The sequence below is a fragment of the Cochleicola gelatinilyticus genome, from assembly GCF_001637325.1.
Lineage (GTDB): Bacteria > Bacteroidota > Bacteroidia > Flavobacteriales > Flavobacteriaceae > Cochleicola > Cochleicola gelatinilyticus.
Genome location: NZ_LRXL01000012.1, coordinates 97,889 through 120,839, shown reverse-complemented (window position 1 = coordinate 120,839; position 22,951 = coordinate 97,889). Strand labels below are relative to the sequence as shown.

At 35.8% G+C, this 22,951-nt stretch carries 18 protein-coding genes; 12 read left to right on the top strand and 6 right to left on the bottom strand.

Annotated elements, in window-relative coordinates; genetic code table 11:
• The first annotated feature begins 125 nt into the window (after positions 1-125).
• On the top strand, positions 126-1,721 hold the full coding sequence (gene bshC / locus ULVI_RS01490) for a bacillithiol biosynthesis cysteine-adding enzyme BshC (protein WP_068588824.1): 1,596 nt from the start codon (positions 126-128) through the stop codon (positions 1,719-1,721).
• A 61-nt stretch (positions 1,722-1,782) separates the two neighbouring features.
• Here the strand turns inward: bshC and ULVI_RS01485 are convergent, their stop codons facing one another.
• Together ULVI_RS01485 and ULVI_RS01480 are read right to left on the bottom strand one after the other, a co-directional pair.
• Positions 1,783-2,826: a glutathione synthetase gene (locus tag ULVI_RS01485; protein ID WP_068588820.1), complete on the bottom strand. Its 1,044-nt coding sequence runs from the start codon at positions 2,824-2,826 to the stop codon at positions 1,783-1,785.
• A 3-nt stretch (positions 2,827-2,829) separates the two neighbouring features.
• The gene (locus ULVI_RS01480; RefSeq protein ID WP_068588816.1) at positions 2,830-4,662 is read right to left on the bottom strand and encodes a flavohemoglobin expression-modulating QEGLA motif protein; all 1,833 of its coding nucleotides are present in this window, start codon (positions 4,660-4,662) and stop codon (positions 2,830-2,832) included.
• Positions 4,663-4,848: 186 nt separating this feature from the next.
• Here ULVI_RS01480 and guaA point away from each other — a divergent pair, with 186 nt between their 5' ends.
• The 11 genes from guaA to ULVI_RS01425 all read left to right on the top strand — a co-directional run bounded on the left by guaA (position 4,849) and on the right by ULVI_RS01425 (position 18,244).
• Entirely contained in the window at positions 4,849-6,378 is a 1,530-nt protein-coding gene (gene guaA, locus ULVI_RS01475; RefSeq protein WP_068588813.1) for a glutamine-hydrolyzing GMP synthase, read from the top strand.
• 109 nt (positions 6,379-6,487) lie between these two features.
• Positions 6,488-8,428, top strand: coding sequence for a LysM peptidoglycan-binding domain-containing protein (locus tag ULVI_RS01470; protein ID WP_068588809.1), 1,941 nt, complete (start codon positions 6,488-6,490; stop codon positions 8,426-8,428).
• Positions 8,425-8,829: an OsmC family protein gene (locus ULVI_RS01465; RefSeq protein WP_068588806.1), complete on the top strand. Its 405-nt coding sequence runs from the start codon at positions 8,425-8,427 to the stop codon at positions 8,827-8,829. Before ULVI_RS01470 ends, ULVI_RS01465 begins: the two co-directional genes overlap by 4 nt.
• 101 nt (positions 8,830-8,930) lie before the next feature.
• A complete protein-coding gene (locus ULVI_RS01460; protein ID WP_068588804.1) occupies positions 8,931-9,470 on the top strand; it encodes a DUF922 domain-containing protein in 540 nt (179 codons plus the stop codon).
• Positions 9,454-9,705 carry a DUF3820 family protein gene (locus ULVI_RS01455; RefSeq protein ID WP_241780942.1) on the top strand — a complete coding sequence of 84 codons (252 nt, stop codon included), beginning with the start codon at positions 9,454-9,456 and terminating at the stop codon, positions 9,703-9,705. The genes ULVI_RS01460 and ULVI_RS01455 overlap by 17 nt, the downstream gene beginning before the upstream one ends.
• Before the next feature lie 177 nt (positions 9,706-9,882).
• A complete protein-coding gene (locus tag ULVI_RS01450; RefSeq protein WP_068588801.1) occupies positions 9,883-11,499 on the top strand; it encodes a CTP synthase in 1,617 nt (538 codons plus the stop codon).
• 162 nt (positions 11,500-11,661) lie between these two features.
• A complete protein-coding gene (yidC, locus tag ULVI_RS01445) occupies positions 11,662-13,536 on the top strand; it encodes a membrane protein insertase YidC (protein ID WP_068588797.1) in 1,875 nt (624 codons plus the stop codon).
• Between the two features lie 119 nt (positions 13,537-13,655).
• The gene (locus ULVI_RS01440; protein WP_068588991.1) at positions 13,656-14,351 is read left to right on the top strand and encodes a toxin-antitoxin system YwqK family antitoxin; all 696 of its coding nucleotides are present in this window, start codon (positions 13,656-13,658) and stop codon (positions 14,349-14,351) included.
• Positions 14,352-14,467: 116 nt separating this feature from the next.
• A complete protein-coding gene (gene mnmA / locus ULVI_RS01435; protein ID WP_068588794.1) occupies positions 14,468-15,655 on the top strand; it encodes a tRNA 2-thiouridine(34) synthase MnmA in 1,188 nt (395 codons plus the stop codon).
• A 19-nt stretch (positions 15,656-15,674) separates the two neighbouring features.
• Positions 15,675-17,303: a S8 family serine peptidase gene (locus ULVI_RS01430; RefSeq protein WP_068588792.1), complete on the top strand. Its 1,629-nt coding sequence runs from the start codon at positions 15,675-15,677 to the stop codon at positions 17,301-17,303.
• A complete protein-coding gene (locus ULVI_RS01425; RefSeq protein ID WP_068588790.1) occupies positions 17,303-18,244 on the top strand; it encodes an NAD(P)H-dependent flavin oxidoreductase in 942 nt (313 codons plus the stop codon). Before ULVI_RS01430 ends, ULVI_RS01425 begins: the two co-directional genes overlap by 1 nt.
• A gap of 532 nt (positions 18,245-18,776) precedes the next feature.
• Here ULVI_RS01425 and ULVI_RS01420 read toward each other — a convergent pair.
• From ULVI_RS01420 to ULVI_RS01405, 4 genes are all read right to left on the bottom strand, one after another.
• Positions 18,777-18,968 carry a cold-shock protein gene (locus ULVI_RS01420; protein ID WP_068588787.1) on the bottom strand — a complete coding sequence of 64 codons (192 nt, stop codon included), beginning with the start codon at positions 18,966-18,968 and terminating at the stop codon, positions 18,777-18,779.
• An 89-nt stretch (positions 18,969-19,057) separates the two neighbouring features.
• Positions 19,058-20,269, bottom strand: a complete 1,212-nt coding sequence (lysA, locus tag ULVI_RS01415) for a diaminopimelate decarboxylase (protein WP_068588784.1) — start codon at positions 20,267-20,269, stop codon at positions 19,058-19,060.
• Between the two features lie 116 nt (positions 20,270-20,385).
• The gene (locus tag ULVI_RS01410; protein ID WP_068588781.1) at positions 20,386-20,802 is read right to left on the bottom strand and encodes a response regulator; all 417 of its coding nucleotides are present in this window, start codon (positions 20,800-20,802) and stop codon (positions 20,386-20,388) included.
• A gap of 5 nt (positions 20,803-20,807) precedes the next feature.
• Positions 20,808-22,637, bottom strand: coding sequence for a PAS domain-containing sensor histidine kinase (locus ULVI_RS01405; RefSeq protein ID WP_197463466.1), 1,830 nt, complete (start codon positions 22,635-22,637; stop codon positions 20,808-20,810).
• Between the last annotated feature and the right edge of the window lie 314 nt (positions 22,638-22,951).

Genomic DNA, 22,951 nt, shown 5'->3' with positions numbered 1-22,951 from the left:
CGTCTCCTTAAGCGAATGTTGCGCATTTACAAGTACATTTTCCAAAACTTTTCCTAAAATCTGAATTGCCTATTCTGAAATCATAATAATACCCGTATTTTTATCCTTCAATTTCTGAAGCCTTTATGCCGGTACATTACCTTCCGTATTCCGAAACCCAATATTTCTCGCAATTAATCTGTGACTATCTTGCAGAAAAAGAGGAGTTACAATCTTTTTACCATCGGTTTCCGAAGTTAGAAAATTTTGAACCACAGCTTCAAGAAAAGCAAAAGACGTTTAGTTCTGTTCAAAGAAAAACATTAGTCGCAGCACTTACCAATCAGTATAAAGGGATAAATGTTTCTCAAGCCACTCAAATTAATATCGATTCACTTTCCGAAGCAACTACGTTTACCATTACTACAGGGCACCAATTAAATATGTTTACTGGGCCTTTGTATTTTCTGTACAAGATTTTTTCGGTGATCAATTTATCAGAGAAACTTAATAAGACACATTCCAACAATCATTTTGTGCCTGTGTATTGGATGGCAACAGAAGACCACGATTTTGAAGAAATTAATTATTTTAATCTCTTCGGAAAAAAAGTGCAGTGGGATCATGCTTCGGGGGGCGCTGTGGGCGCACTTTCTACAGAAGGACTTGAAGAAGTACATAAAGCTTTAAAGAAAACTTTAGGAAATAGTCACCATGCAAAGCAGCTTCTTCAATTATTTGAAGATGCTTATACAAAACACGCTACCTTAACGGAAGCGACCCGATACCTTGCCAATGCTTTGTTTTCAGACTATGGTCTTGTCGTAATCGATGGAGACGATGCCGATTTAAAACGGGCGTTTGTTCCTTTTGCTGAAAAAGAACTACGGTCGGGAATTTCGTATACAACCATTACAAAAACCACAAATAAGCTAACAAAATTAGGATACCCAGAGCAGGTACATCCGCGTGAAATTAATTTGTTTTACCTGCTAGAAGGGATTCGTGAACGCATTGTTGAAAAAGAAGGAATCTTTTACATTAATGACACTAACTTGTCTTTTTCTGAAGAAGAACTTCTTAAAGAACTTGAATCTCATCCGGAACGATTTTCACCAAACGCCTTGTTACGTCCATTATATCAAGAGGTAATATTACCCAATCTTTGCTATGTGGGTGGCGGTGGAGAATTGGCCTATTGGTTTCAGTTAAAAGATTATTTTGAAGCCGTAGAAGTTCTTTTTCCTATATTATTACTTCGGAATTCGGTATTGCTCATGCCTTTAGAATTTTCAGAAAAACTGAAGCAGTTACAAGTATCGCTTAACGATTTATTCCTGAAACAGTCTGATCTAAGAACGTTATACACGAAGAAAGTTTCAAACATTGCAATCGATTTTACAGCACAAAAAGAACACCTTCAGAAACAATTTGAAGCATTATATGAACTCGCAAAGAAAACCGATGCCTCTTTTGTAGGAGCTGTAGGAGCACAAGAGAAAAAGCAAATTAATGGATTGTCACACCTTGAAAAAAGGTTGTTGAAAGCCCAGAAACGCAAGCTAGCAGATTCTTTAGAGCGTGTTACGTTAATTCAAGATGAATTGTTTCCGAAGCAAAGCCTACAAGAACGAACAATTAATTTTTCGGAATGGTATCTTGAATATGGAGAAGTTTTACTCGACACCTTAAAAGAGGAACTTGATCCTTTGCGCCATCAATTTACAGTAATTGAGTTATAGCTAAAAAAAATAGGCGCATAAAATACAAGATTCTATGCGCCTATTTGCTTTTCTTTTAAAGTTACAACGTAGCCAATCGACTGTTAAAAAGGTAATCTTCATAGGTTTTATTATAGTGGACTTTCTTTTCGATCGATTCGATTACGACAGTCGCAAAATCGGTTTCGTACATTTCTCCCATAACGTTTAATCCGCCGGGACTAAAAACATTTATTTCCATAAGCTTATCACCTACAATATCGATTCCTACGAGAAACATTCCATCCTGTACTAATTTTGGACGAACAATTTCTGCGAGCTCCATAATTTGATCGGTCATTTTTACTTTTTGCGGCATTCCTCCTGCATGAATATTACTTCTAATATCGCCACTTGCATTTACCCGCTGCATCATGGCATATTTTCCATCTTTAGATTTTAATGGCACCCCATTCATTAAAAACAAACGCGTATCTCCATCTTTCGCTTTTGGTAAATATTCTTGGGCGATAACATATCCATCACGGCAAATAGCATCGATGGTTTGCGATAAATTATGTTCGTTCTGTTTGTCCATCATAAACACATTTTTCCCTCCCGAACCTTGTAGTGGCTTTAAAATCATTTTTTGTTTTTGCTCAGCAAAGAAGTCTTTAATTTCTTTTTGATCTCGTGTAATGATCGTCTTTGGGCGTAAGATTTCTGGAAAATGCTGAAAATACATTTTGTTTACTGCTCCCGCCAAACTACTAGGGTGATTTAGAACAATTACATTATCTCTGGTTGCAATCTCTCCGAATATAAAGGCAGCGTTTTGTGCCCAGTCCCGTTCTCCGATCTCATCACTAGGATCATTCCGTAAAAAAAGAACATCAAGCTCCTCGGAAGTAATGCGAGTAAGTTCTTCTTTTTGTACGGCTTTAAAAAAAGTTTCCTGAGTTTTAAAGTTCTTTCCTTTAATGGTCTTACAGCGTGCTGAGAGGTGACCATCACTAGCGTATGCTAATTCTCCAACGCCAATAAAGTAGACTTCATGGTCTCGTTTATAGGCTGCAAAACCCAACGCAGGAGTTGTATAGTTGGGAGATTCGGTAGCGTGATCGTTTATTATAAAAGCAATTTTCATAGTTTATTTATTTATTAGTTCTGTAATAGAAATTCCGTGTCGTAATTTCTTTAAGCGTTCTTTTGCAATGTCTCGTTCAAGAAAACGAGGTAATTGGGGTTGTTTTAAAACCTTTCTATGTAGTAGTTCTTCTATTAATGCTACATGATTGGTGTTAAATTTCCCTGTATATAGAGTTTCAAGTTTTCCTCCATCTTTTAAATAATCCATTACCTGCATTAATCCTGCGAGATACACGGCATCTTTGGTAAGTCCGCCACCTCGAAAAATACGCATGGTGACATAATAAGCAGTTTTTTCAGGGAAATTATGAGTTCGACGAAGAAGCTCAAATGTTTCAATAAAAGTAGCCCCTCCCACCATTGCATTGGCTGCAAGTACTCTTCCTGCTAGGAGTCGTAACCTGTTAACCGTGAGTCCGTCAACTAGATATTCAGCTAGTACTGCGAGCCCTTCTTGCAATTGATCGTATCCCGAAAAACCAGTATACATTTGTTTTATAGGTTGACTTTTTCCGTTGCAATAAGTAAGAATATGCGTCGCAACCTCATGTTGGATTAAAGCATCACATCGAGCCGAATCCATCGATAATTCGGTGCTTATAAGCAGCGTAGATTCTGACACCATAATACCAGCCACATCTTTTCTTATTTCGAGAGAGAGTTTAAGATGGGGAAATTTTTCTTGGTAAAAATCTATCTCTTTTTGTGCATGCTCTGCAAATTCATGGCAATCGAATTTTACAATATTGTCGGGATCTTTTCCCGAAGGATACGTCTTCAGAATAGCATCTGCGCCTTTAATTACTTTTTCTTCGATGCTACCATACAAACTCTCTCCAATAAACCTAAAGCTGTCCGTTTCCCTTTCCTCTAGCATGGTAAGTTGCTTTTCAATCTCGAGGCGCTTGTCTCTTAAAATAAAAGAAATTGTAGGGTCATCCACTTTATCTATTTGTATTCCGAAGAGTTTTCTTTTTTCTTTTTCGGGATCTAATGCGATGAGGCGGTAATTAAAAGATGGTGTTTTAGTAAAATCATTTTCCTTAAACTTTACCCATTCTTGAGAACTGTTTACGGGAGTAGTTCGTAGTAGAAAGGACATGCCCTCACTAATTTCGGCCAAGGCAGCATCTGCTTCTAATGTAAGTCGATCTAAATGTGTTTTTCCGAGCATCAAATAATGATCGAATGGATTTGAGGTTTGTACCCTAATAAACTCATATACGGCTCGTTTAATAATAGCCGATAATTGTGTGGTAAATTTTCTATAAAAAATAGAATATACATGATGTTCTTCCGGGCGTTCATAAATGGTAGGAACTGCCAAACCAATAATAAGGTTTCCGGTTTCTTTAGAGGAATCAACATTCATTAACGGTTCTAATCGTTCAGGATGTCTTTTATGCGTATCTGAAACTGTCACCGAAACTTCTGGATACAATACACGCAACTCATTAATTCCTTCTTCAAAAGCTGCCACTGTAGCGGGAGCTTTTCCCTTTGGGCACGATATTTCAAAATCTGCTTTATGGTCTTTTCGTACGGGCCACATTTCTAAAATAAGACAAGCATTAAGTTTTGAAGCTATAGCACTCGATAAACAAGTAAGTAGGTTTGAAATATCTACTGTGTCTTTAACAATAAGGTAGGATCCTTGCGTTTTTAATAGTCCAGAGAAATATCGGTCTTTTTTTTTATATCGATAAACACAAATATAAGGTAGTAATTTATCGATGTGAAGAATTCCTTCTTCCGGCAATGTTTTAGTTATAGGAAGATTTTCTTCCAGATTTTCACAAACACTATCAATTAATTCAGTTGTTATCATTGTCATTAAAAATACTATATTTTAGCGATGTGTGTTACGATAGTTCCTGTGTTTAGGATATGTTTAACGGTAATTTAGATTTTATTTCTGAAGCCAATTTTACAAGGCTCATTGGCAAACAACCTGTTGAAAGTTCTTTTACTTTTTTTCATTTGCCACTTTTATACACTAAATTTTTAACTATTTTTGCACATGCAAAATAACGTCCTCATTTTAGATTTTGGATCGCAGTATACACAGCTTATAGCAAGACGTGTTCGAGAATTAAATATCTACTGCGAAATTCATCCTTTTCACAAAGTACCAGAAGATCTTTCAAGTTTTAAAGCCGTGATTTTATCGGGAAGTCCACTTTCAGTTCGATCCGACGAAGCTGCTCACCCAGATCTTTCAAAGATTAAAGGTATTCTTCCAGTATTGGGAGTGTGCTATGGTGCACAATATTTGGCGCATTTTAACGGTGGAAGCGTGGCACCAAGTAATATTCGGGAATATGGTCGGGCAAAATTATCGATGATAAAAGATAAAGAGCCTTTATTCGCTTCTATTGCTGAAGGTACTCAAGTCTGGATGAGCCATAGTGATACAATTGCTAGTTTGCCAGAAGGTGCGGTGCGTTTGGCAAGTACTCCCGATGTATTGAATGCAGCATATCGTTTTAAAGACGAAGATACGTATGCGATTCAATTTCATCCAGAAGTATACCATACAACCGATGGAAAACAGCTGCTTGAAAACTTCTTAGTTCATATAGCTGGAGTAGCACAATCATGGACTCCGGCTGCTTTTGTAGATACAACAGTAGATGGACTTAAAGAACAGTTGGGCGATGATAAAGTAGTATTAGGTTTAAGTGGAGGAGTGGACAGTACGGTTGCCGCTATATTATTGCACAAAGCAATAGGGAAAAACCTCTATTGTATTTTTGTTAATAATGGTTTACTTCGGAAAAATGAATTCGATGAAGTTTTAGCTCAATACAAAGATATGGGGCTTAATGTAAAAGGAGTAGATGCTTCAGCTCGGTTTTTGAATGCTTTAAAAGACATTAGTGATCCAGAAGCAAAAAGAAAAGCTATTGGAAACGCTTTTATTGAAGTTTTCGATGATGAAGCGCATCAAGTAACTAATGTAAATTGGCTGGCACAAGGAACTATTTACCCTGATGTAATTGAAAGTGTTTCTGTAAATGGTCCTTCCGTGACTATTAAATCCCATCACAATGTGGGAGGATTGCCCGATTTCATGAAATTAAAAGTAGTAGAGCCACTTCGAATGCTGTTTAAAGATGAGGTGCGAAGAGTAGGCGCAGAGATGGGAATCGATAAAAAGTTATTAGGAAGACATCCATTTCCAGGTCCAGGATTAGCAATTCGTATTCTAGGAGATATTACAGCAGAAAAAGTTCGTATTCTTCAAGAAGTTGATGCGATCTTTATAGAAGGTTTACGAAAATGGGACTTGTACGATAAGGTATGGCAAGCAGGGGCCATCTTGCTGCCAGTAAACAGTGTAGGAGTAATGGGAGATGAGCGCACCTACGAAAAAGTAGTAGCTTTACGTGCTGTGGAATCAACAGACGGAATGACGGCAGATTGGGTAAATTTACCTTATGAATTTTTGCAAGAAACCTCTAATTATATAATAAACCGAGTAAAAGGCGTTAATAGAGTGGTATACGACATTAGTTCGAAGCCACCCGCTACCATCGAATGGGAATAATTTTTGCGAACCGTTACTTGTTCTATTAAAAACGAATTGGGAATTTTTTAAGAGGAATTCTACCTGAAACATGTAATTTTAAAAGTAATCACAAGTAACACAACCTCATATGTATAGTTTGAAAAGTTTTATTTACATCCTTCTTGTTAGTCTTTTCAGTTTAGGCTGTGGAGCTACAATACAACAACAATATGCCAGTCATACAGTAGCTAAAGGTGATACTGCTTATAGTGTTTCTAAAGAATATGGGATTACTGCCGATGAATTATATCGATTAAACCCCGAAGCTAAAAATGGACTTAAAGAAAATACGGTCTTAATTTTACCTGCGAAAGATTTAATTAATGCAGGAAGTTCTTCAAGTGATATTACAGAAACACTTACCGACAAGTTTAAAATGCACAGGGTAAAACGAAAAGAAACCTTGTTCGGTATTTCTCAACAATATGGTGTTTCGGTAGATGAACTTAAAAAATACAACAAGGAGCTCTACTCTAGAGAATTAAAAAAAGGAGAAAAAATAAGAATTCCTATTGTTAAAAAAGTTGCTTCTTATGGTTCTGGAAATTCGAACAACAGCGGTTCGGTTTCTGGAGAAGGGATGCATACGGTCGTGGCAAAAGAAACTAAGTTCGGGATTGCCCGAAAGTACGGTATAACAATGGCTGAATTAGAGTCGTTAAATCCCAACCTTCCAGCAAATCTTCCTATAGGTATTGTATTAAACGTTCCGAAGAAATCTGTTATTGGATCTGCAACGATTGAAGATGAAGCCTACGATTTTTATGAAGTTCAATCTAAAGAAGGATTTTTCAGATTGAAAGTGAAATTAGGACTTTCAGAAGAAGAGATCGTAGCACTTAATCCATATGCAAAAGACGGATTAAAAGAAGGAATGATATTAAAAATTCCGAAGGGAAATTCAGAAATTATAAAAGGCTCGAAGGCTACTAAAGTCGATCTTGAACGTTCTATTACAAATCGGAGCAAAAAGAACATAGCTGTACTATTACCTTTTCGTTTAAATCGTGCACAAGGAGATTCTACCGAGGGAAATGAAAACCTTATTAAAGAAGATGGTACGCTGCGTGTAGCGCTTGATTTTTATAGCGGTGTGTTAATGGCTACAGAATTCGCTAAAGACAAAGGTATTTCGGTTAATTTAAATGTGTACGATACCGAAGCAAGCGATAGTAAAGTAGGTAGCATCATTTCACAAAATAATTTTGACGATACACATGCTGTTATAGGACCCTTATTACGTAAAAATGTTGAACGCGCTGCCTCTGATTTAAAACGAAGCGATGTACCTGTATTTTCTCCTTTGAGCAACCGGGCAATAAAAATTTCTTCTAATTTATTTCAAACACTTCCCACAGATGAAATGCTTGAAAAATCGATGCTCAATTATTTAAAACAAAATGAAGCTGGTAAAAATTTTATAGTTATTGCCGATGGTAAACGTAGAACACAAAAGGATGCTGTGCTTTCTGTTCTTCCGCAGGCAAAGAATCTCACTCCAAGAAATGAAGGGTTTTTATATGTAAACGATATTGCTTCGAAAGTAGTGGATGGACAGGAAAACTGGGTGATATTAGAATCACAAGATCCTGTACTAGTAAGTAATGTCGTAGGAGTTTTAAACGGTATGTCGCCTAAATACAAGCTTCGATTATTTACCTTAGATAAAAATGATGCGTACGATTATCATGATGTTTCTAATATGCACTTGGCAAAATTAGGTTTTACATTTCCGTCTGTTAAAAGAACGTATGACTATAATAAAAGAACCGCTTTTGTTACAAGTTATAAAAACAAATATGGAGTACTTCCCAACAGATTTGCAGTGCGTGGTTTCGATATTACCTACGATGTTTTGTTAAGATTGGCTTCTGCGGATGACGTATACGATGCAACTTCAAGTGATTATGAAACAGAATACGTGGAGAACAAATTTAGGTATTCTAAAAAACTTCTTTCAGGATATCAAAATGAAGCGAGTTATATAATAAAATTTAAAGACGACCTTCAATACGAAGTAATAGAATGAGCACAGCAAAAGTCACGTATTTAGGCAATTTAAGAACTAAATGTGAGCATCTAAAGTCGGGTAGTACATTCATTACAGATGCTCCCACAGATAATAATGGTAAAGGAGAAGCTTTTTTTCCAACCGATACTGTAGCAACAGGGTTGGCAAATTGTATGCTTACCGTTATGGGAATTAAAGCCAAAGATTTGAATGTAGATTTAGAGGGTTCTACCGCTTTGGTTACTAAAGAAATGACGTCTAATCCCCGCCGTATCTCGAAGATAGAAGTGGTATTTACGCTGCCAAATGGGGTTGCTTTAAAGAATCAAAAAATTCTCGAAAAAACTGCCAGTACTTGTCCGGTGCATCATAGTTTGCACCCTGATATTGAAAAACTAGTGAAATTTAATTGGGGGTAATATTAATAGTGAAATTAACTACTTCCCGAACACATTCTAAAGCTTCATCCCTTCATACGAAGATCTAAAAAATAAAATGCTTTTTGTGGCGTTATGCTTTCATGAAATTAATTTCTTTCGTTTTACTATGTTTGGTTTCATCGTTTCCTTCTACGGAAGTAGATAAAGAAAAAATGCCTTGGAGTGATTCTAGAACACTTACTTGGTCAGACTTTCAAGGGATACCTAATGCAGGGGATGATTATGTAGCAAGCACAAACTCGGGCGTTTCTTTTTCGTATTCTATATCTTTTAAAAATGGAGTTAAAGATTTTAACTTTACGGTAGAAAGTCATTTTTATCCAAAATTGTCTTGGTATCGGAAAGGACAAGTGAACGATTATATTTTGGGGCACGAACAGACTCATTTTGATATTTCTGAATTACATGCGCGTATTTTAAAAAAGCGGCTTTCTGAAGCAACCTTTAGTGATGCTATTAAAGCAGAAATAAAAGTTATTTACGAAAAAACAGAACAAGAACGCCGTGATATGCAAAATCGTTTTGATGTTGAAACAGTACACTCTAATATTAGAAAAAACGAAATACAATGGGAATTATTTGTAGCAGAACAACTAAGAAGTTATGAACGCTGGAAATAAAAACATGCCATTACCCAATGGCCCCGACCCAAAACATCTCATCGAATTAGCTAATTATAAAATGCCTTTTGGTAAATACAAAGGGCAGTATCTCGTAAATATTCCAGAACCCTATTTTACTTGGTTCAAACAAAAAGGGTTTCCCGATGGGAAATTAGGCCGTATGATGCGTGAAATGGACGAATTGAAGGTGAACGGCTTAGAAGGGTTGCTTAAAAAATTAATTGAACGATAGTAGAATTTTTATCTCTTAACATCTATTTTTCATTCTTTAGTTTTAACTACTTCTGTTATTTAATTAATAAGAACCGCATTTATAAATCTCCTATAAATTGACCTTCATTTAATTTTAATAGTTCACACATAAAAACGTACCTTTGCATCCCGTATAGCTAACATAGCAAAGTCATTCATGGGTACTACAAAATACATCTTCGTAACGGGCGGAGTCTCTTCATCTTTAGGAAAAGGAATCATCGCAGCTTCACTGGCAAAACTGTTGCAGGCCAGAGGGTTTCGTGTCACAATTCAAAAACTAGATCCATATATTAATGTCGATCCGGGAACTTTAAATCCGTACGAGCACGGAGAATGTTATGTAACCGAAGATGGTGCTGAAACCGATTTAGATTTAGGACACTACGAGCGCTTCTTAAATGTAAAAACTTCACAAGCTAATAATGTTACAACTGGACGTATTTATCAAAGTGTGATTCAGAAAGAGCGTCGCGGTGAATTCTTAGGAAAAACCGTACAGGTGGTTCCTCATATTACTAATGAAATTAAAGAACGTATACAGATGCTTGGTAATACAGGCGAATACGATATAATTATCACCGAAATTGGAGGTACCGTAGGAGATATAGAGTCGCTGCCTTATATAGAATCTGTACGACAGTTAAAATGGGAGTTGGGTGATGAAAATGCGTTGGTTATACATTTAACCTTAGTGCCTTATCTTTCTGCGGCTGGAGAATTAAAAACAAAACCTACCCAGCATTCGGTAAAAACATTAATGGAAAGTGGAATTAAAGCCGATATCCTGGTCTGTAGGACCGAACATGAACTTTCTGAAGATCTTCGTAAAAAATTAGCGTTATTCTGTAATGTAAAACAAGAAGCGGTCATACAATCTATAGATGCTTCGACAATTTATGATGTTCCAAATATGATGCTGAAAGAAGGCTTAGATACCGTTACCCTTCAAAAGCTACAGATAGAAGAAACAACCAATCCTGACCTTACACGCTGGAATCAGTTTTTACAACGACATAAAAACCCGAAAAGTACGGTGCATATTGGGCTTATAGGAAAGTATGTAGAACTTCAAGATAGTTATAAATCTATTTTAGAATCTTTTATACATGCAGGAGCCGAGAATGAAGTTAGAGTAAAGGTAAAACCAATCCACTCAGAGCATATTAATGCGGACAATATGACAGAAGAAATGGCTGGACTTGACGCTATTTTGGTAGCCCCTGGATTTGGAGAACGTGGTATTGAAGGAAAAGTAGATGCCGTGCGATATGCGCGAGAGAATAAAATTCCTTTTTTAGGGATTTGTTTAGGAATGCAAATGGCAGTAATCGAATATAGTAGAAATGTATTAAAACTGAAAGATGCAAATTCTATCGAAATGGATGCTAATACACCAGACCCGGTAATTAGTTTGATGGAAGATCAAAAGAATATTACAGACATGGGAGGTACTATGCGTTTGGGGTCATGGAAATGTGATCTTGAACCTGGCAGCAAAGTCGCTGAGATCTATAGTTCTAATACAATTAATGAACGCCACCGTCATCGTTATGAATATAACAACGCATATAAAGATCAATTAGAAGCAGCAGGAATGAAATCTACTGGGATAAATCCAGAAACTGGTTTAGTGGAAATAATTGAATTAGAAAATCACCCTTGGTTTATAGGAGTACAATACCACCCAGAATATAAAAGTACAGTTGCAAATCCACATCCTTTATTTGTGGCATTTGTAAAAGCAGCGCACCATCACGCCGCTACAAGATAATAAGACAATCTGGCGCAATTATAAACTAGGCGGGATTGTTGAAAAGAACAAGTAGGTGTGAATTTTTACAGTTCAACGAAAGTTCATAAAAAAAGTAACAAATAATCAGTTTCGGGTATGGACCCGGAATTTTAAAGTGATCCGTTGCGACGGACAGTGAATATGGAAGAAAAGAAATTCGACGTAAACTCCCTTATTGGATTTGTATTAATTGGAGGAATTCTAGTTTGGATGTTGTATATGAACAAACCAAGCGAAGAGGAGATTCAAGCTGAAAAGGCGAAGACTGAAGCGGCAGCAGAAAAAGCAGCTTCAGAAAAAGCTTCAAAACAAGATCTTCCGTTAACTGAAGCTACCGAAGATTATGCGGCTACCAATGCACAGGATTCGTTAGCAATAGAGAAATTGAAGAATAAACTAGGGTCCTTTGCTTACTCAGGGACGTTACCGTCAGCTTCAGGAGCCACTACCACTATAGAAAATGATGTACTTTCCTTAACTGTGAGTAACAAAGGAGGATATATTTCCGAAGCAAAACTAAAACAACATACCACCTACGATTCGCTTCCAGTGTATCTTATAAAAGATGGGAACGCTTCGTTGAATTTGCAATTCTCTTCAGAAAACAGGTTATTGAATACCAAAGACCTTTATTTTGAACCCTCACTTTCTGGAAACGTTCTTACCATGCGATTAAAAACCGCAGCCGATTCTTATTTAGAATATCGCTACGCTTTAAAGGAAGGAGATTACATGCTCGATTTTAGTGTAACTTCTAAAGGACTAGACGGGGTGCTTGATACATCACAACCAATGTATCTTGACTGGAAATTAAAAGGATATAGACATGCAAAAAGTATTTCGTATGAAAACCGATATACGCGACTTACTTACGAATACGATGATGGTGATCACAGTAAATTATCTCCAACGGGAGAAGATGATGAATTAGAAAAGGATGTGACTTGGATGAATTTCCGTCAGCATTTCTTTAGTTCGATGCTCTTGACCGACACGCCATTTAAAGAAGTGGCCTTAACTTCTATAGATCTTGTTGAGGATGAAGAAATTGATACTGTGTTTACAAAACAATACGGGGCGAAAATGTTATTGGAGCCTAAAGCAGGTGCATTATCGTACAACATGAACATGTATTACGGACCAACCGATTACAAGCTTTTTAAAGAATACGATCGTAATCTGGATGAAGCTATGCCATTAGGTTGGGGGATCTTCGGTATGCTGAATAAGTATTTAATTATTCCGTTATTCGGATTTTTAAGTGGGTTCTTACCTGCCGGAATTGCGATTATCGCACTAACGGTACTTATTAAATTAATGTTGTCTCCTGTACAATACAAGCAGTATGTTTCACAGGCAAAAATGAAGGTGTTAAAGCCTGAGATCGATGCGATTCGTGAGAAATACGGAGAAAATAAAATGAAGATTCAGCAAGAAACCATGAAACTTCAAAATGCTGCGGGTGCGAGTCCTTTGAAAGGATGTTTGCCAGCATTGCTTCAAATTCCGGTGTTCTATGCGTTATTTACATTTTTTCCAACGGCATTCGATCTAAGGCAAAAGAGTTTCTTGTGGGCAGACGATCTTTCTAGCTACGATACTATTGCAGAATTACCTTTCCATATTCCTTTCTATGGGGATCATGTGAGTTTATTTCCAATTTTGGCATCGATTGCGATCTTTGTCTACATGATGATGACTACAGGACAAAGTATGCAGGCACAGCAGCAACCGGGAATGCCAAATATGAAATTCTTAATGTACTTGTCGCCACTATTTATGTTGGTTTTCTTTAACAACTATGCAAGTGGATTATCACTGTACTACTTTGTTTCGAACCTTATTACCATTGGAATTATGTTGGTGATTAAAAACTTTATCATCGATGAAGATAAAATCCATGCTAAGATTCAAGTAAAAAAGAAGCAGCCTAAGAAGCAGAATCGCTTTCAGAAGAAAATGGCAGAAATGATGGAGCAGGCAGAGCAGCAGAAAAATGCAGGGAAAAAGCGATAAATAATCTGAAATAAATTAGCCAATAGATTTCATTGTTTTGTTGTAATGGCATTCTTTTTGAGTTTATGCTTCAATAGTTTTACGTTTTTTTCGTTAATCTAAGAAAACCTCCTATGAAGATGAGACACGTGTTATTTTTCTTCGGAATTCTTTATTCCACAGCGACGTTAATGGCTCAAGAAGTCGTAAACCAATCTGATACCAACGGAGCGCGTCATGGCGTTTGGAAAAAATATTACTCAGGAACTAAGCAACTTCGCTATGAAGGTGAATTTGATCATGGGAAAGAGATCGGCACTTTTAAATTCTATTGTGAGAAGTGCGGGAAAACTCCGAATGTCGTTAAAAATTTTCAACCAAACTCTTCTCTTTCCGAAGTTAAATATCTTACTTCAAAAGGAGATGTCGTGAGTCAGGGGATGATGGACGGTAAATTGAGAACTGGCGAATGGTTGTATTTCCATAAAAAATCTAATAAGGTCATGACACGTGAGTTTTATAAAAACGGTGTTCTTGACGGAAAAAAAACCATCTATTACCCTAGTGGAAAAATCACGGAAGAGATCCATTATGTTGATGGAATGAAGGAAGGTAAAAATGTATATTATACAGAAAAAGGAATCCTTCTGAAAGAACTTCAATACGCCAACGACAAACTTCACGGACCTTCTGTATATTATGACGGAAATGGGGCAAAGACTATTGAAGGTAGCTACAAGCAGGGCAGAAAAAACGGCCTTTGGGTGTATTACCAAAATGGAAAAATAGCCTTGGAAGAAACTTACCCGAAGCCCCTTAAAAAAATTGAAGATTAATTCTTAGAGAAGAAGAAATAGACCTGTCATAGAAAATCTTAAAGTTCTGTTACTATCAGGTGTCTTTACAAAATATAAAGTGTTTTTGTTGTAAATTTAATATCTCAAAATAAATTATGAAACGTGTTGTAGTCGGACTTAGCGGAGGAGTAGATTCTAGTGTGGCAGCCTATCTTCTAAAAGAGCAAGGTTATGAAGTTATTGGTTTATTCATGAAGAATTGGCACGATGACTCGGTGACAATAAGTGATGATTGCCCTTGGTTAGAAGATAGCAACGATGCTATGCTAGTTGCAGATAAGTTGGGTATTCCTTTTCAAACAGTCGACCTTAGTGAACAATACAAAGAACGTATTGTAGATTATATGTTTCATGAATACCAAATGGGACGTACTCCAAATCCAGATGTTCTTTGTAATCGTGAGATTAAATTTGACGTATTTATGAAAATCGCTCTTGAATTGGGAGCCGACTTCGTAGCTACAGGACATTATTGTAGAAAGGGTACGCTTCAAAAAGATGGAGCAACATCGTATCAGTTACTTTCAGGTAAAGACCCAAATAAAGATCAAAGTTATTTCTTGTGTCAATTATCTCAAGAACAACTTGAAAAAACTTTGTTTCCAGTTGGAGAACTTTTAAAGCCTGAAGTTCGTAAAATTGCTTCAGAGCAAGGACTTATTACTGCGGAAAAAAGAGACTCTCAAGGACTTTGCTTTATTGGTAAAGTACGGCTTCCTGACTTTCTTCAGCAACAACTGGCACCAAAAGAAGGAGCGATTGTTGAAGTACCCTCAACGTTTTCGGGGTATGAAGAAGACGAACCCACTTTTACTTCCGAAGTAGAAAAACTAGCGTACCTATCTAAAAAACCTGCCTATCAAATTACCGATGGAAAACAGGTAGGTATGCATCAAGGAGCACACTATTTTACAAAAGGGCAACGAAAAGGATTAGCGGTTGGCGGTACGAAAGAACCCCTATTTGTAATCGATACCGATGTAAAAGAAAATGTAATTTATACCGGACAAGGAAAAGATCACCCTGGCTTATATCGACGTGGACTTTTTGTGAAAAGTAATGAAATTCACTGGGTTCGCCCAGATCTTGCCATTGAAGAAGATGAATCGATGCAAGTCATGGCTCGCATTAGATACAGACAGCCATTAGAAGCTGCAACCCTACATCGAACCGAATCGGGACTTTACGTAATTTTTAATGAACTACAATCCGCTATTTCTGAAGGACAATTTGTAGCTTGGTATCTAGATGATGAGTTAATAGGAAGCGGTGTTATTTCTTAATTTTTTTAAAAAAACTATGATGAAAAAAATACTAATTATTTGTGTACTAATTGTTTCTCAATGGTCTTTCGGACAAGAAGAGGCTTTGGTTTTTCTGGCCGATAAAGAAAATGTAGCGGCTTCTTTAGAAAATCCTATTACAATTCTTACGCAAGATGCGATCGATAGAAAAACATTACATAGTACCCCTATCGATGAACGAGATGTACCCGTAAATGAAAATTATATTGCGCAACTAAAATCAACTTCAGGAATAGAAGTATTGGCTAAATCGAAATGGATGAATGCAGTATATGTAGTAGGTTCAGAAACAAATATTAACAATTTACTCAATCTTGATTTTGTTACAGAAATTGAATTTTCAGACTCAAGTTTAAATTTTTTCCGAACCACAAGATCACTAGAAGATAAATTTAATTTTGAGGGAGAACAATCAAGTATTATTTACGACTACGGTGCCGCTTTGAATCAAGTGGAAATGCTTTCTGTAGATTATTTACATGAACAAGATTATACAGGAGAAAACATTACTGTAGCTGTTATGGATAGTGGTTTTCCAAATGTTAATACAAATCCTGCCTATCAAGAAATGAGAGACGAAGGACGATTATTGGGAACCTATGATTTCGTGCGAAGAATAGAAAATGGTGATGGATTTGGATCTCACGGAGCCAGAACATTTAGCGATATGGGAGGTTTTTTAGATGGACAATTTGTAGGGACAGCTCCTAAAGCATCCTATTATTTATATGTTACTGAAGATGCAAGACCAGATCGAGAAAGTCCTGTAGAAGAAGCCTACTGGGTAGAAGCCTTAGAAAGAGCAGATAGCTTAGGGGTATATGTTACAAATACTTCACTAGGTTATCAAGATTTTGTTAATCCAAGTTACGATCATTCTTATGAAGATCTTGATGGGCAAACAACGATTGCAGCCCGTGGAGCAAATCTTGCTTTCGATAAAGGAATGTTGAATGTTACTTCCGCTGGAAATGACGGAAATCCTGGGAATTTTCTTTATGTCGCAACCCCTGCAGATGCTCCAGGAGTTCTTACGGTAGGATCTGTAAATAGTGAAGAAATTAAGTCGGGATTTAGCTCAATCGGGCCAACAGTTGATGGAAGAATTAAGCCAGACGTAATGGCACAAGGATCATCTGCAGCTGTGGTAAGTGAAAATGGACAAGTAGAAACCAATAGTGGAACTTCATTTAGTTCTCCAATTATGGCAGGAGCTGTAGCTTCATTATGGCAAGCAAGCCCAGAGCTTACTAACATGCAAATTATGCAAATAGTAAGAGAGTCGGCAGATCGTTTTTCTAATCCGAACGATGAATATGGATACGGAATTCCAAATTTTGAAGATGCCGTTAATGCTGCAATTCTTTTAGGAGTTCAGGAACAACAATTAAAGGATCAGTTTGCGATTTATCCTAATCCCGTAACTACCACGTTGAACGTTGTTTTTCCTAAGAATAGTAGAAGAGCACAGGTTGTACTTTATAATGTGTTAGGTAAAAAAATATTGGAAACTGAAATTTCCTCTGTATCTAGAGGATTGGATGTTTCACATTTAAGTAGCGGTGTTTACATTGCTAAAATTACTTCCGAGAACAAATCGAATAGTTTTAAAATTATTAAACAATAGTGAACAATAGAATTACAACACTTTTTGGAATAGAACATCCTATTATTCAAGCCGGAATGATTTGGAACAGTGGTTGGCGATTAGCAAGTGCTGTAAGTAATGAAGGCGGTCTTGGTTTATTAGGCGCAGGCTCCATGTATCCTGATGTACTACGAGAACATATTATTAAATGCCAGAAAGCAACAAACAAGCCCTTTGGTGTAAATGTTCCGATGTTATATCCGAACATTGAGGAGATCATAGAGATCATTATTAAAGAAGGAGTGAAAATTGTATTTACTTCCGCTGGGAACCCCAAAACACACACTGCCAGATTAAAAGAACATGGAATCACCGTGGTACATGTGGTAAGTAGTGTAAAATTTGCATTAAAAGCACAAGATGCAGGAGTTGATGCTGTGGTTGCTGAAGGATTTGAAGCTGGGGGACATAATGGTCGCGAAGAAACCACAACGTTCACACTTATTCCTATGGTAAAGGAACAATTAGATATTCCCTTAATTGCTGCGGGAGGAATTGCTAATGGTCAAGGAATGCTTGCTGCCATGATATTGGGCGCCGACGGGGTGCAAGTTGGGAGTCGCTTTGTTGCAAGTGAAGAATCTAGTGCACATCGTGCCTTTAAGAAAATGGTAGTAGATGCAAAAGAAGGTGACACCTTATTAACCTTAAAAGAACTAGCACCTGTTCGCATGCTTAAAAATAAGTTTTTTGAGAGTGTTATGGAATTATATACACAGCACCCAACAAAGGAAGACCTCATAAAACACTTAGGGCGTGCAAGAGCAAAGAGAGGTATGTTCGAGGGTGATTTAGAAGAAGGAGAACTTGAGATTGGTCAGATTGCTGGCTTAATACATGATATAAAACCCGCAGCACAGATTGTGAGGGAAATGCTTCTAGAATTTGAAGCATCTAAAAAAGAAGTTTCAAAACTTTAGTTTATTAATTACTTCTGAAAAAGTTTAAAGGAGTATTTTATTATTCAGTTTTAAAGTTGAAATTAGATAAAAATATGCTTTTGAAACTGACTGGTTTATTTCTGAAGCCTTTATAAACAATTAAAAACCTTTCCATTAAACCAAATCTCGCGCTAAGCTCGAATAAGATTAGTATATTTTATTTAAATTGCTATCTAATTATAAATTTTCGCGCAAAATAGAAAGTTACAAAAACCAAAAAGAAAGAAATTTCGTACATTAATTGGTATTTATTTTTAGCTATACTTATAAACTAACTCTTTTAATTATCTACTTATGCTCTTGTACATCTGCATCGTCCTTGCTGTGTCTTTACTGGTCGTTTTGATTATCTATTCTATTTATAAAATAAAACTTGCACGACTTTCGGGAAAAAATATTTCAAATAGAAATTTATTCTATAAGACAGTTCATTATTTATTTATTCAAGATCTGCCTAAATAAAAAAAGCCTCCCAATAGGGAAGCTTTTTGTAATAAAAAAGTGATTTATATTATAGTACTCTTACGTTTACTGCGTTTAATCCTTTTTTTCCTTCGGTTAAATCAAATTCTACTTCATCACCTTCACGAACTTCGTCGATTAAACCTGAGATGTGTACAAAATGTTCTTTGTTAGATCCTTCTTCAGTGATAAAACCAAAACCTTTAGTGTCATTGAAGAATTTTACTGTTCCTTTATTCATTGTAATAAATTATTAAATTAAGTTGCAAAGGTAAAAGAATAAATGAGAGGATACCTTTTTTTATCATTTATTTAGTAAAAAATTTACTTTCAGGCGTTTACATCAAATATAACTTGATTCCTTAAGATGTCTTCAAAGGTCTCTCGTTGTCTTATTAAATGCGGTTTTCCGTTATAAAATAGCACCTCTGCTGGTCGGTATCTTGAGTTGTAATTACTCGCCATTGTAGCACAGTAAGCTCCTGCATTACTAAAGGACAGGATATCTCCTTCACGTATTTCAGCAATCCTCCGGTTATTAGCAAAGGTATCTGTTTCACAAATATACCCTACAACACTATAAAAACGTTCTCGTCCATTTGGATTAGAGATATTTTCTATTTCGTGTTGTGAACCATAAAGCATAGGACGAATTAAATGGTTAAACCCACTATCAACTTGGGCAAACACCGTTGAAGTAGTTTGTTTAACAACATTTACTTGAACTAAAAATTTCCCTGCTTCACTCACCAAAAATTTCCCTGGCTCGAATGCAAGTGTAATTTCTTTCCCATAAGAAACACAAAATTCATTAAACCGTTTGCTTAGTTTTTTTCCTAATTCTTCTACATTAGTTTCGATATCACCTTCTTTATAAGGGACTTTAAAACCACTTCCGAAATCGATAAATTCCAAATCAGAGAAATGAGTGGCCGATTCGAATAATATTTCAGAAGCATATAAAAAGACTTCAATATCGAGAATATCACTACCTGTATGCATATGAATCCCGTTAATGGTCATCTTAGTATTTTCGACGATGCGCTCGATGTGAGGCATTTGGTGAATTGAGATTCCGAATTTACTATCGATGTGTCCCACAGAAATATTAGTATTTCCTCCCGCCATAACGTGAGGATTAATTCGAATGCAAACTGGAGTTTTTGGATGCTTTGTACCAAATTGCTCCAAAATAGATAGGTTGTCGATATTAATTTGAACGCCTAATTCTGCTGCTTTTTCAATCTCAGCTAACGAAACTCCATTGGGAGTATAGATTATATCTCCCGGAGCAACGCCCGCTTCTAAGGCTAATTTTACCTCTTGTATTGAAACGGTATCCATTCCTGAGCCCAGTGAATTAAGTAGTTTAATTACCGATAGGTTTGAAAGTGCTTTTACAGCATAGTTGATCTTGACCTGTTTGACCTTCTTAAAAGCATCACGCAATCGTTTATACTGCGATTCTATTTTAGCAGCGTCGTAAACATAAATTGGGCTTTCGAATTGGCTTACCACCGCCAACAGGTCTTTGTGTGTCATGATATAATATTTAAAAATTAATTAAGCTGGTAAAAATAAACGGTTATGAGGGAAAAGAAATCATAAATAATGTGAAATTTTCACATTATTTTCTAAAGGATTTACACCAATAAAATTTAAAAAAACTCAGCAAAATGTTTTTTAAGAATTATTTGTAACATAGCTGGAGTTAGCGGTTTGTTGATAAAATCATCAACGTTACTATTATCTTCTGCCTGTTTGATATCATCGGGATTTAACGACGTAGTAAGCATTAGTAATACGATTTCACCTTTCTCAAGATTGGATAATTTACTGTATTCATTTAGAAATTCCCAGCCATCCATTTTGGGCATATTAATATCAAGAAATATAAGCTCAGGTTGCGGACACGCTCCATTAACTTGTGTTTTTAAAAACTTTAAAGCTTCTTTACCGTCTTTTTTAATAACAATTTCTTCGGCACAATTCGCATTACTAATTACACGGTGGTGTATAAAGTTTATTCCTTTGTCATCATCGATTAATAATACACATGAAAGTTTTTTCTTCATAACATCTAGATTAAAGGGATGGTAAAATAAAAGGTGCTGCCTTCTCCAAGTTTAGAGTCGACCCAAATTTCACCTCCATGCAAATGGACAATTTTTTCAGAATGGGCCAAACCAATACCAGTTCCTTCAAATTCATCTAAAGAATGTAGCCTTTTAAAGATAGCAAAAATTATTCGCTTATGTTTTTTCTCGATTCCTATACCATTATCCTTTACCGAAAAAAGAATTATTTTATCTTTTTTTTCTGAACCGATATGAATCTTTGGGGTTTTGTTCTCTTGTCTAAATTTTATAGCGTTACTAACTAAATTTTGAAGTAGAAGTCTAAATTCCATTGGATAAACTAATAAAGTTGGTAACGGATCTACAGTAATGACAGTTTTAGTTTCCTTAATGATTATAGCAAGATCTTTACATACGATGTCGATCACTTCATTACAATCTATTTTTTCTCTTTTCTGATGAATCCCAATTCTAGAATAATCAAGCAACGCTTTAATTAAATGACTCATTCGGTCGGTAGCTGAAGTAATATATTCTAAACAGGCATTTCCGTCTTTATCCAACTTGTTAGAATATTCTTGTTGAAGAATATTAGACATTCCTTTAACTGTACGTAGAGGTTCCTGAAGATCATGAGATGCAATATATGTAAATTGCTCCATTTCCTTAGTTTTCAATTTTAAATTTTCATATTGGGATGAAAGCCACTTATGACGGGTAATATCCTGTCCAATAGTAAGGTATTGGTAAATGTCTCCGCTTTTATTCTTAAAAGGAATTACTGCTGTTTGTACCCAGTAATAAACACCATATTTGTCCATTTTCTTTACGCCCCCTAACCATACTTCTCCGTTAGATATCGTTTCGTACATTTTTCGGTGAAAATTTTTTGAATGATGGCCCGATCTTAAAACTTTTTCTGATTTACCAAGTATTTCCTCTCTTGTAAATTTAGAGATTTCACAAAATTTGTCATTTACGTACTCAATAATTCCTCGCGGATCATTTATCATTACAATAGAACTTTTGTCCAAAGCATATTTAAATTGCATTAACTCTTGATTTGTGTTATATAGCGAGCTTTCCAATTGCTTTTTCTTAATGTCGGCCTTGTTAAGGCGATTTGTAAGGTGATATAAATACAGTAAGCTGAGTACAGTATATGCTATAGTATAAAGAGAAATGCTTACATCTGTCGTAATCCATTCATTATTAAGTACAAATAGTAATAAAAAGCTTAAACAAATAGGAAGCATAATTACAAATGGCACTAAGGTTCTTGCTAATTTACTACCAGTGTGATTTTCATAAAGAAGATAAGTATATCCTCCTTTTGAGCTCATCGCTGAAAAAGCAATCGAAATGAGCAAGAAAAGAATTGCCGTGTGAATTGCCATAGAGTTAAAGACTAATACGCTGCTTTTCGCAAGAATTTGTAAAATGTACGTAACAATTACTTGTAAAGAAACGATTCCTATTCCAAGAACTAAGAGATCACTAATTTTTTGAAATGATTTTACTTTTGAAAGTTTTCCTAAGCTTGCAGTTGAAAACACTAAAAAACAAATAGTTGTGGCAATCGACATCCTTCCAGGGAATTTTCTAGAGTAACGATCGGAAACAATTAAATTATCTATGTTGAAACTTAATTCAAAAAAATAAGGAAACAATGTAAAAATACTAACTGAACATAAAAATATGCTGAGGAGTGTAATCACCATAGAAGACTTTTTCTTTTTTAAATAAAGAAAAATAATGGTGCCAACAATTAAAAATGAAAGAGCTGTATTAAATTTCATTGTAGGAGCTCCAGGAACAATGCTTAAAAGCATTCTAATCTTAAACAACCAACCTATGATAACTAATACGCTTACCACTAAAATAAAAATGGCACTGCCTTGTATTAAAACCTTTTTATTAATTTGAGGATATATTTTAAACTTGGGGTTAACTAATTTTAAAATCAATGTCGATGAATCTGTAATCTCTTGAAAAGTCGACACGTTTAAAGTGCGTAATTAAAAAAAGGGAGTATGATAAAGGTACATAATTTTTCCTATTATCAGATAAATTAAGTTACGCTTTTTGTAAAATAATCAAGTCTTAAATGTGCTCTCCTAACCTCTTTAAAAAAGATTAGTGCAAT

Bases quoted from the DNA above. Each gene is read 5' to 3' on its own strand.
- ULVI_RS01410 (WP_068588781.1), bottom strand. From the start codon at position 20,802: ATGAAGAAAAAACTTTCATGTGTATTATTAATCGATGATGACAAAGGA.
- ULVI_RS01430 (WP_068588792.1), top strand. From the start codon at position 15,675: ATGAAAAAAATACTAATTATTTGTGTACTAATTGTTTCTCAATGGTCT.
- bshC (WP_068588824.1), top strand. From the start codon at position 126: ATGCCGGTACATTACCTTCCGTATTCCGAAACCCAATATTTCTCGCAA.
- ULVI_RS01460 (WP_068588804.1), top strand. From the start codon at position 8,931: ATGAAATTAATTTCTTTCGTTTTACTATGTTTGGTTTCATCGTTTCCT.
- ULVI_RS01485 (WP_068588820.1), bottom strand. From the start codon at position 2,826: ATGAAAATTGCTTTTATAATAAACGATCACGCTACCGAATCTCCCAAC.
- ULVI_RS01455 (WP_241780942.1), top strand. From the start codon at position 9,454: ATGAACGCTGGAAATAAAAACATGCCATTACCCAATGGCCCCGACCCA.
- ULVI_RS01450 (WP_068588801.1), top strand. From the start codon at position 9,883: ATGGGTACTACAAAATACATCTTCGTAACGGGCGGAGTCTCTTCATCT.
- ULVI_RS01420 (WP_068588787.1), bottom strand. From the start codon at position 18,968: ATGAATAAAGGAACAGTAAAATTCTTCAATGACACTAAAGGTTTTGGT.
- ULVI_RS01405 (WP_197463466.1), bottom strand. From the start codon at position 22,637: ATGCTTTTAAGCATTGTTCCTGGAGCTCCTACAATGAAATTTAATACA.
- lysA (WP_068588784.1), bottom strand. From the start codon at position 20,269: ATGACACACAAAGACCTGTTGGCGGTGGTAAGCCAATTCGAAAGCCCA.
- mnmA (WP_068588794.1), top strand. From the start codon at position 14,468: ATGAAACGTGTTGTAGTCGGACTTAGCGGAGGAGTAGATTCTAGTGTG.
- guaA (WP_068588813.1), top strand. From the start codon at position 4,849: ATGCAAAATAACGTCCTCATTTTAGATTTTGGATCGCAGTATACACAG.
- ULVI_RS01465 (WP_068588806.1), top strand. From the start codon at position 8,425: ATGAGCACAGCAAAAGTCACGTATTTAGGCAATTTAAGAACTAAATGT.
- ULVI_RS01470 (WP_068588809.1), top strand. From the start codon at position 6,488: ATGTATAGTTTGAAAAGTTTTATTTACATCCTTCTTGTTAGTCTTTTC.
- ULVI_RS01480 (WP_068588816.1), bottom strand. From the start codon at position 4,662: ATGACAATGATAACAACTGAATTAATTGATAGTGTTTGTGAAAATCTG.
- ULVI_RS01440 (WP_068588991.1), top strand. From the start codon at position 13,656: ATGAGACACGTGTTATTTTTCTTCGGAATTCTTTATTCCACAGCGACG.
- yidC (WP_068588797.1), top strand. From the start codon at position 11,662: ATGGAAGAAAAGAAATTCGACGTAAACTCCCTTATTGGATTTGTATTA.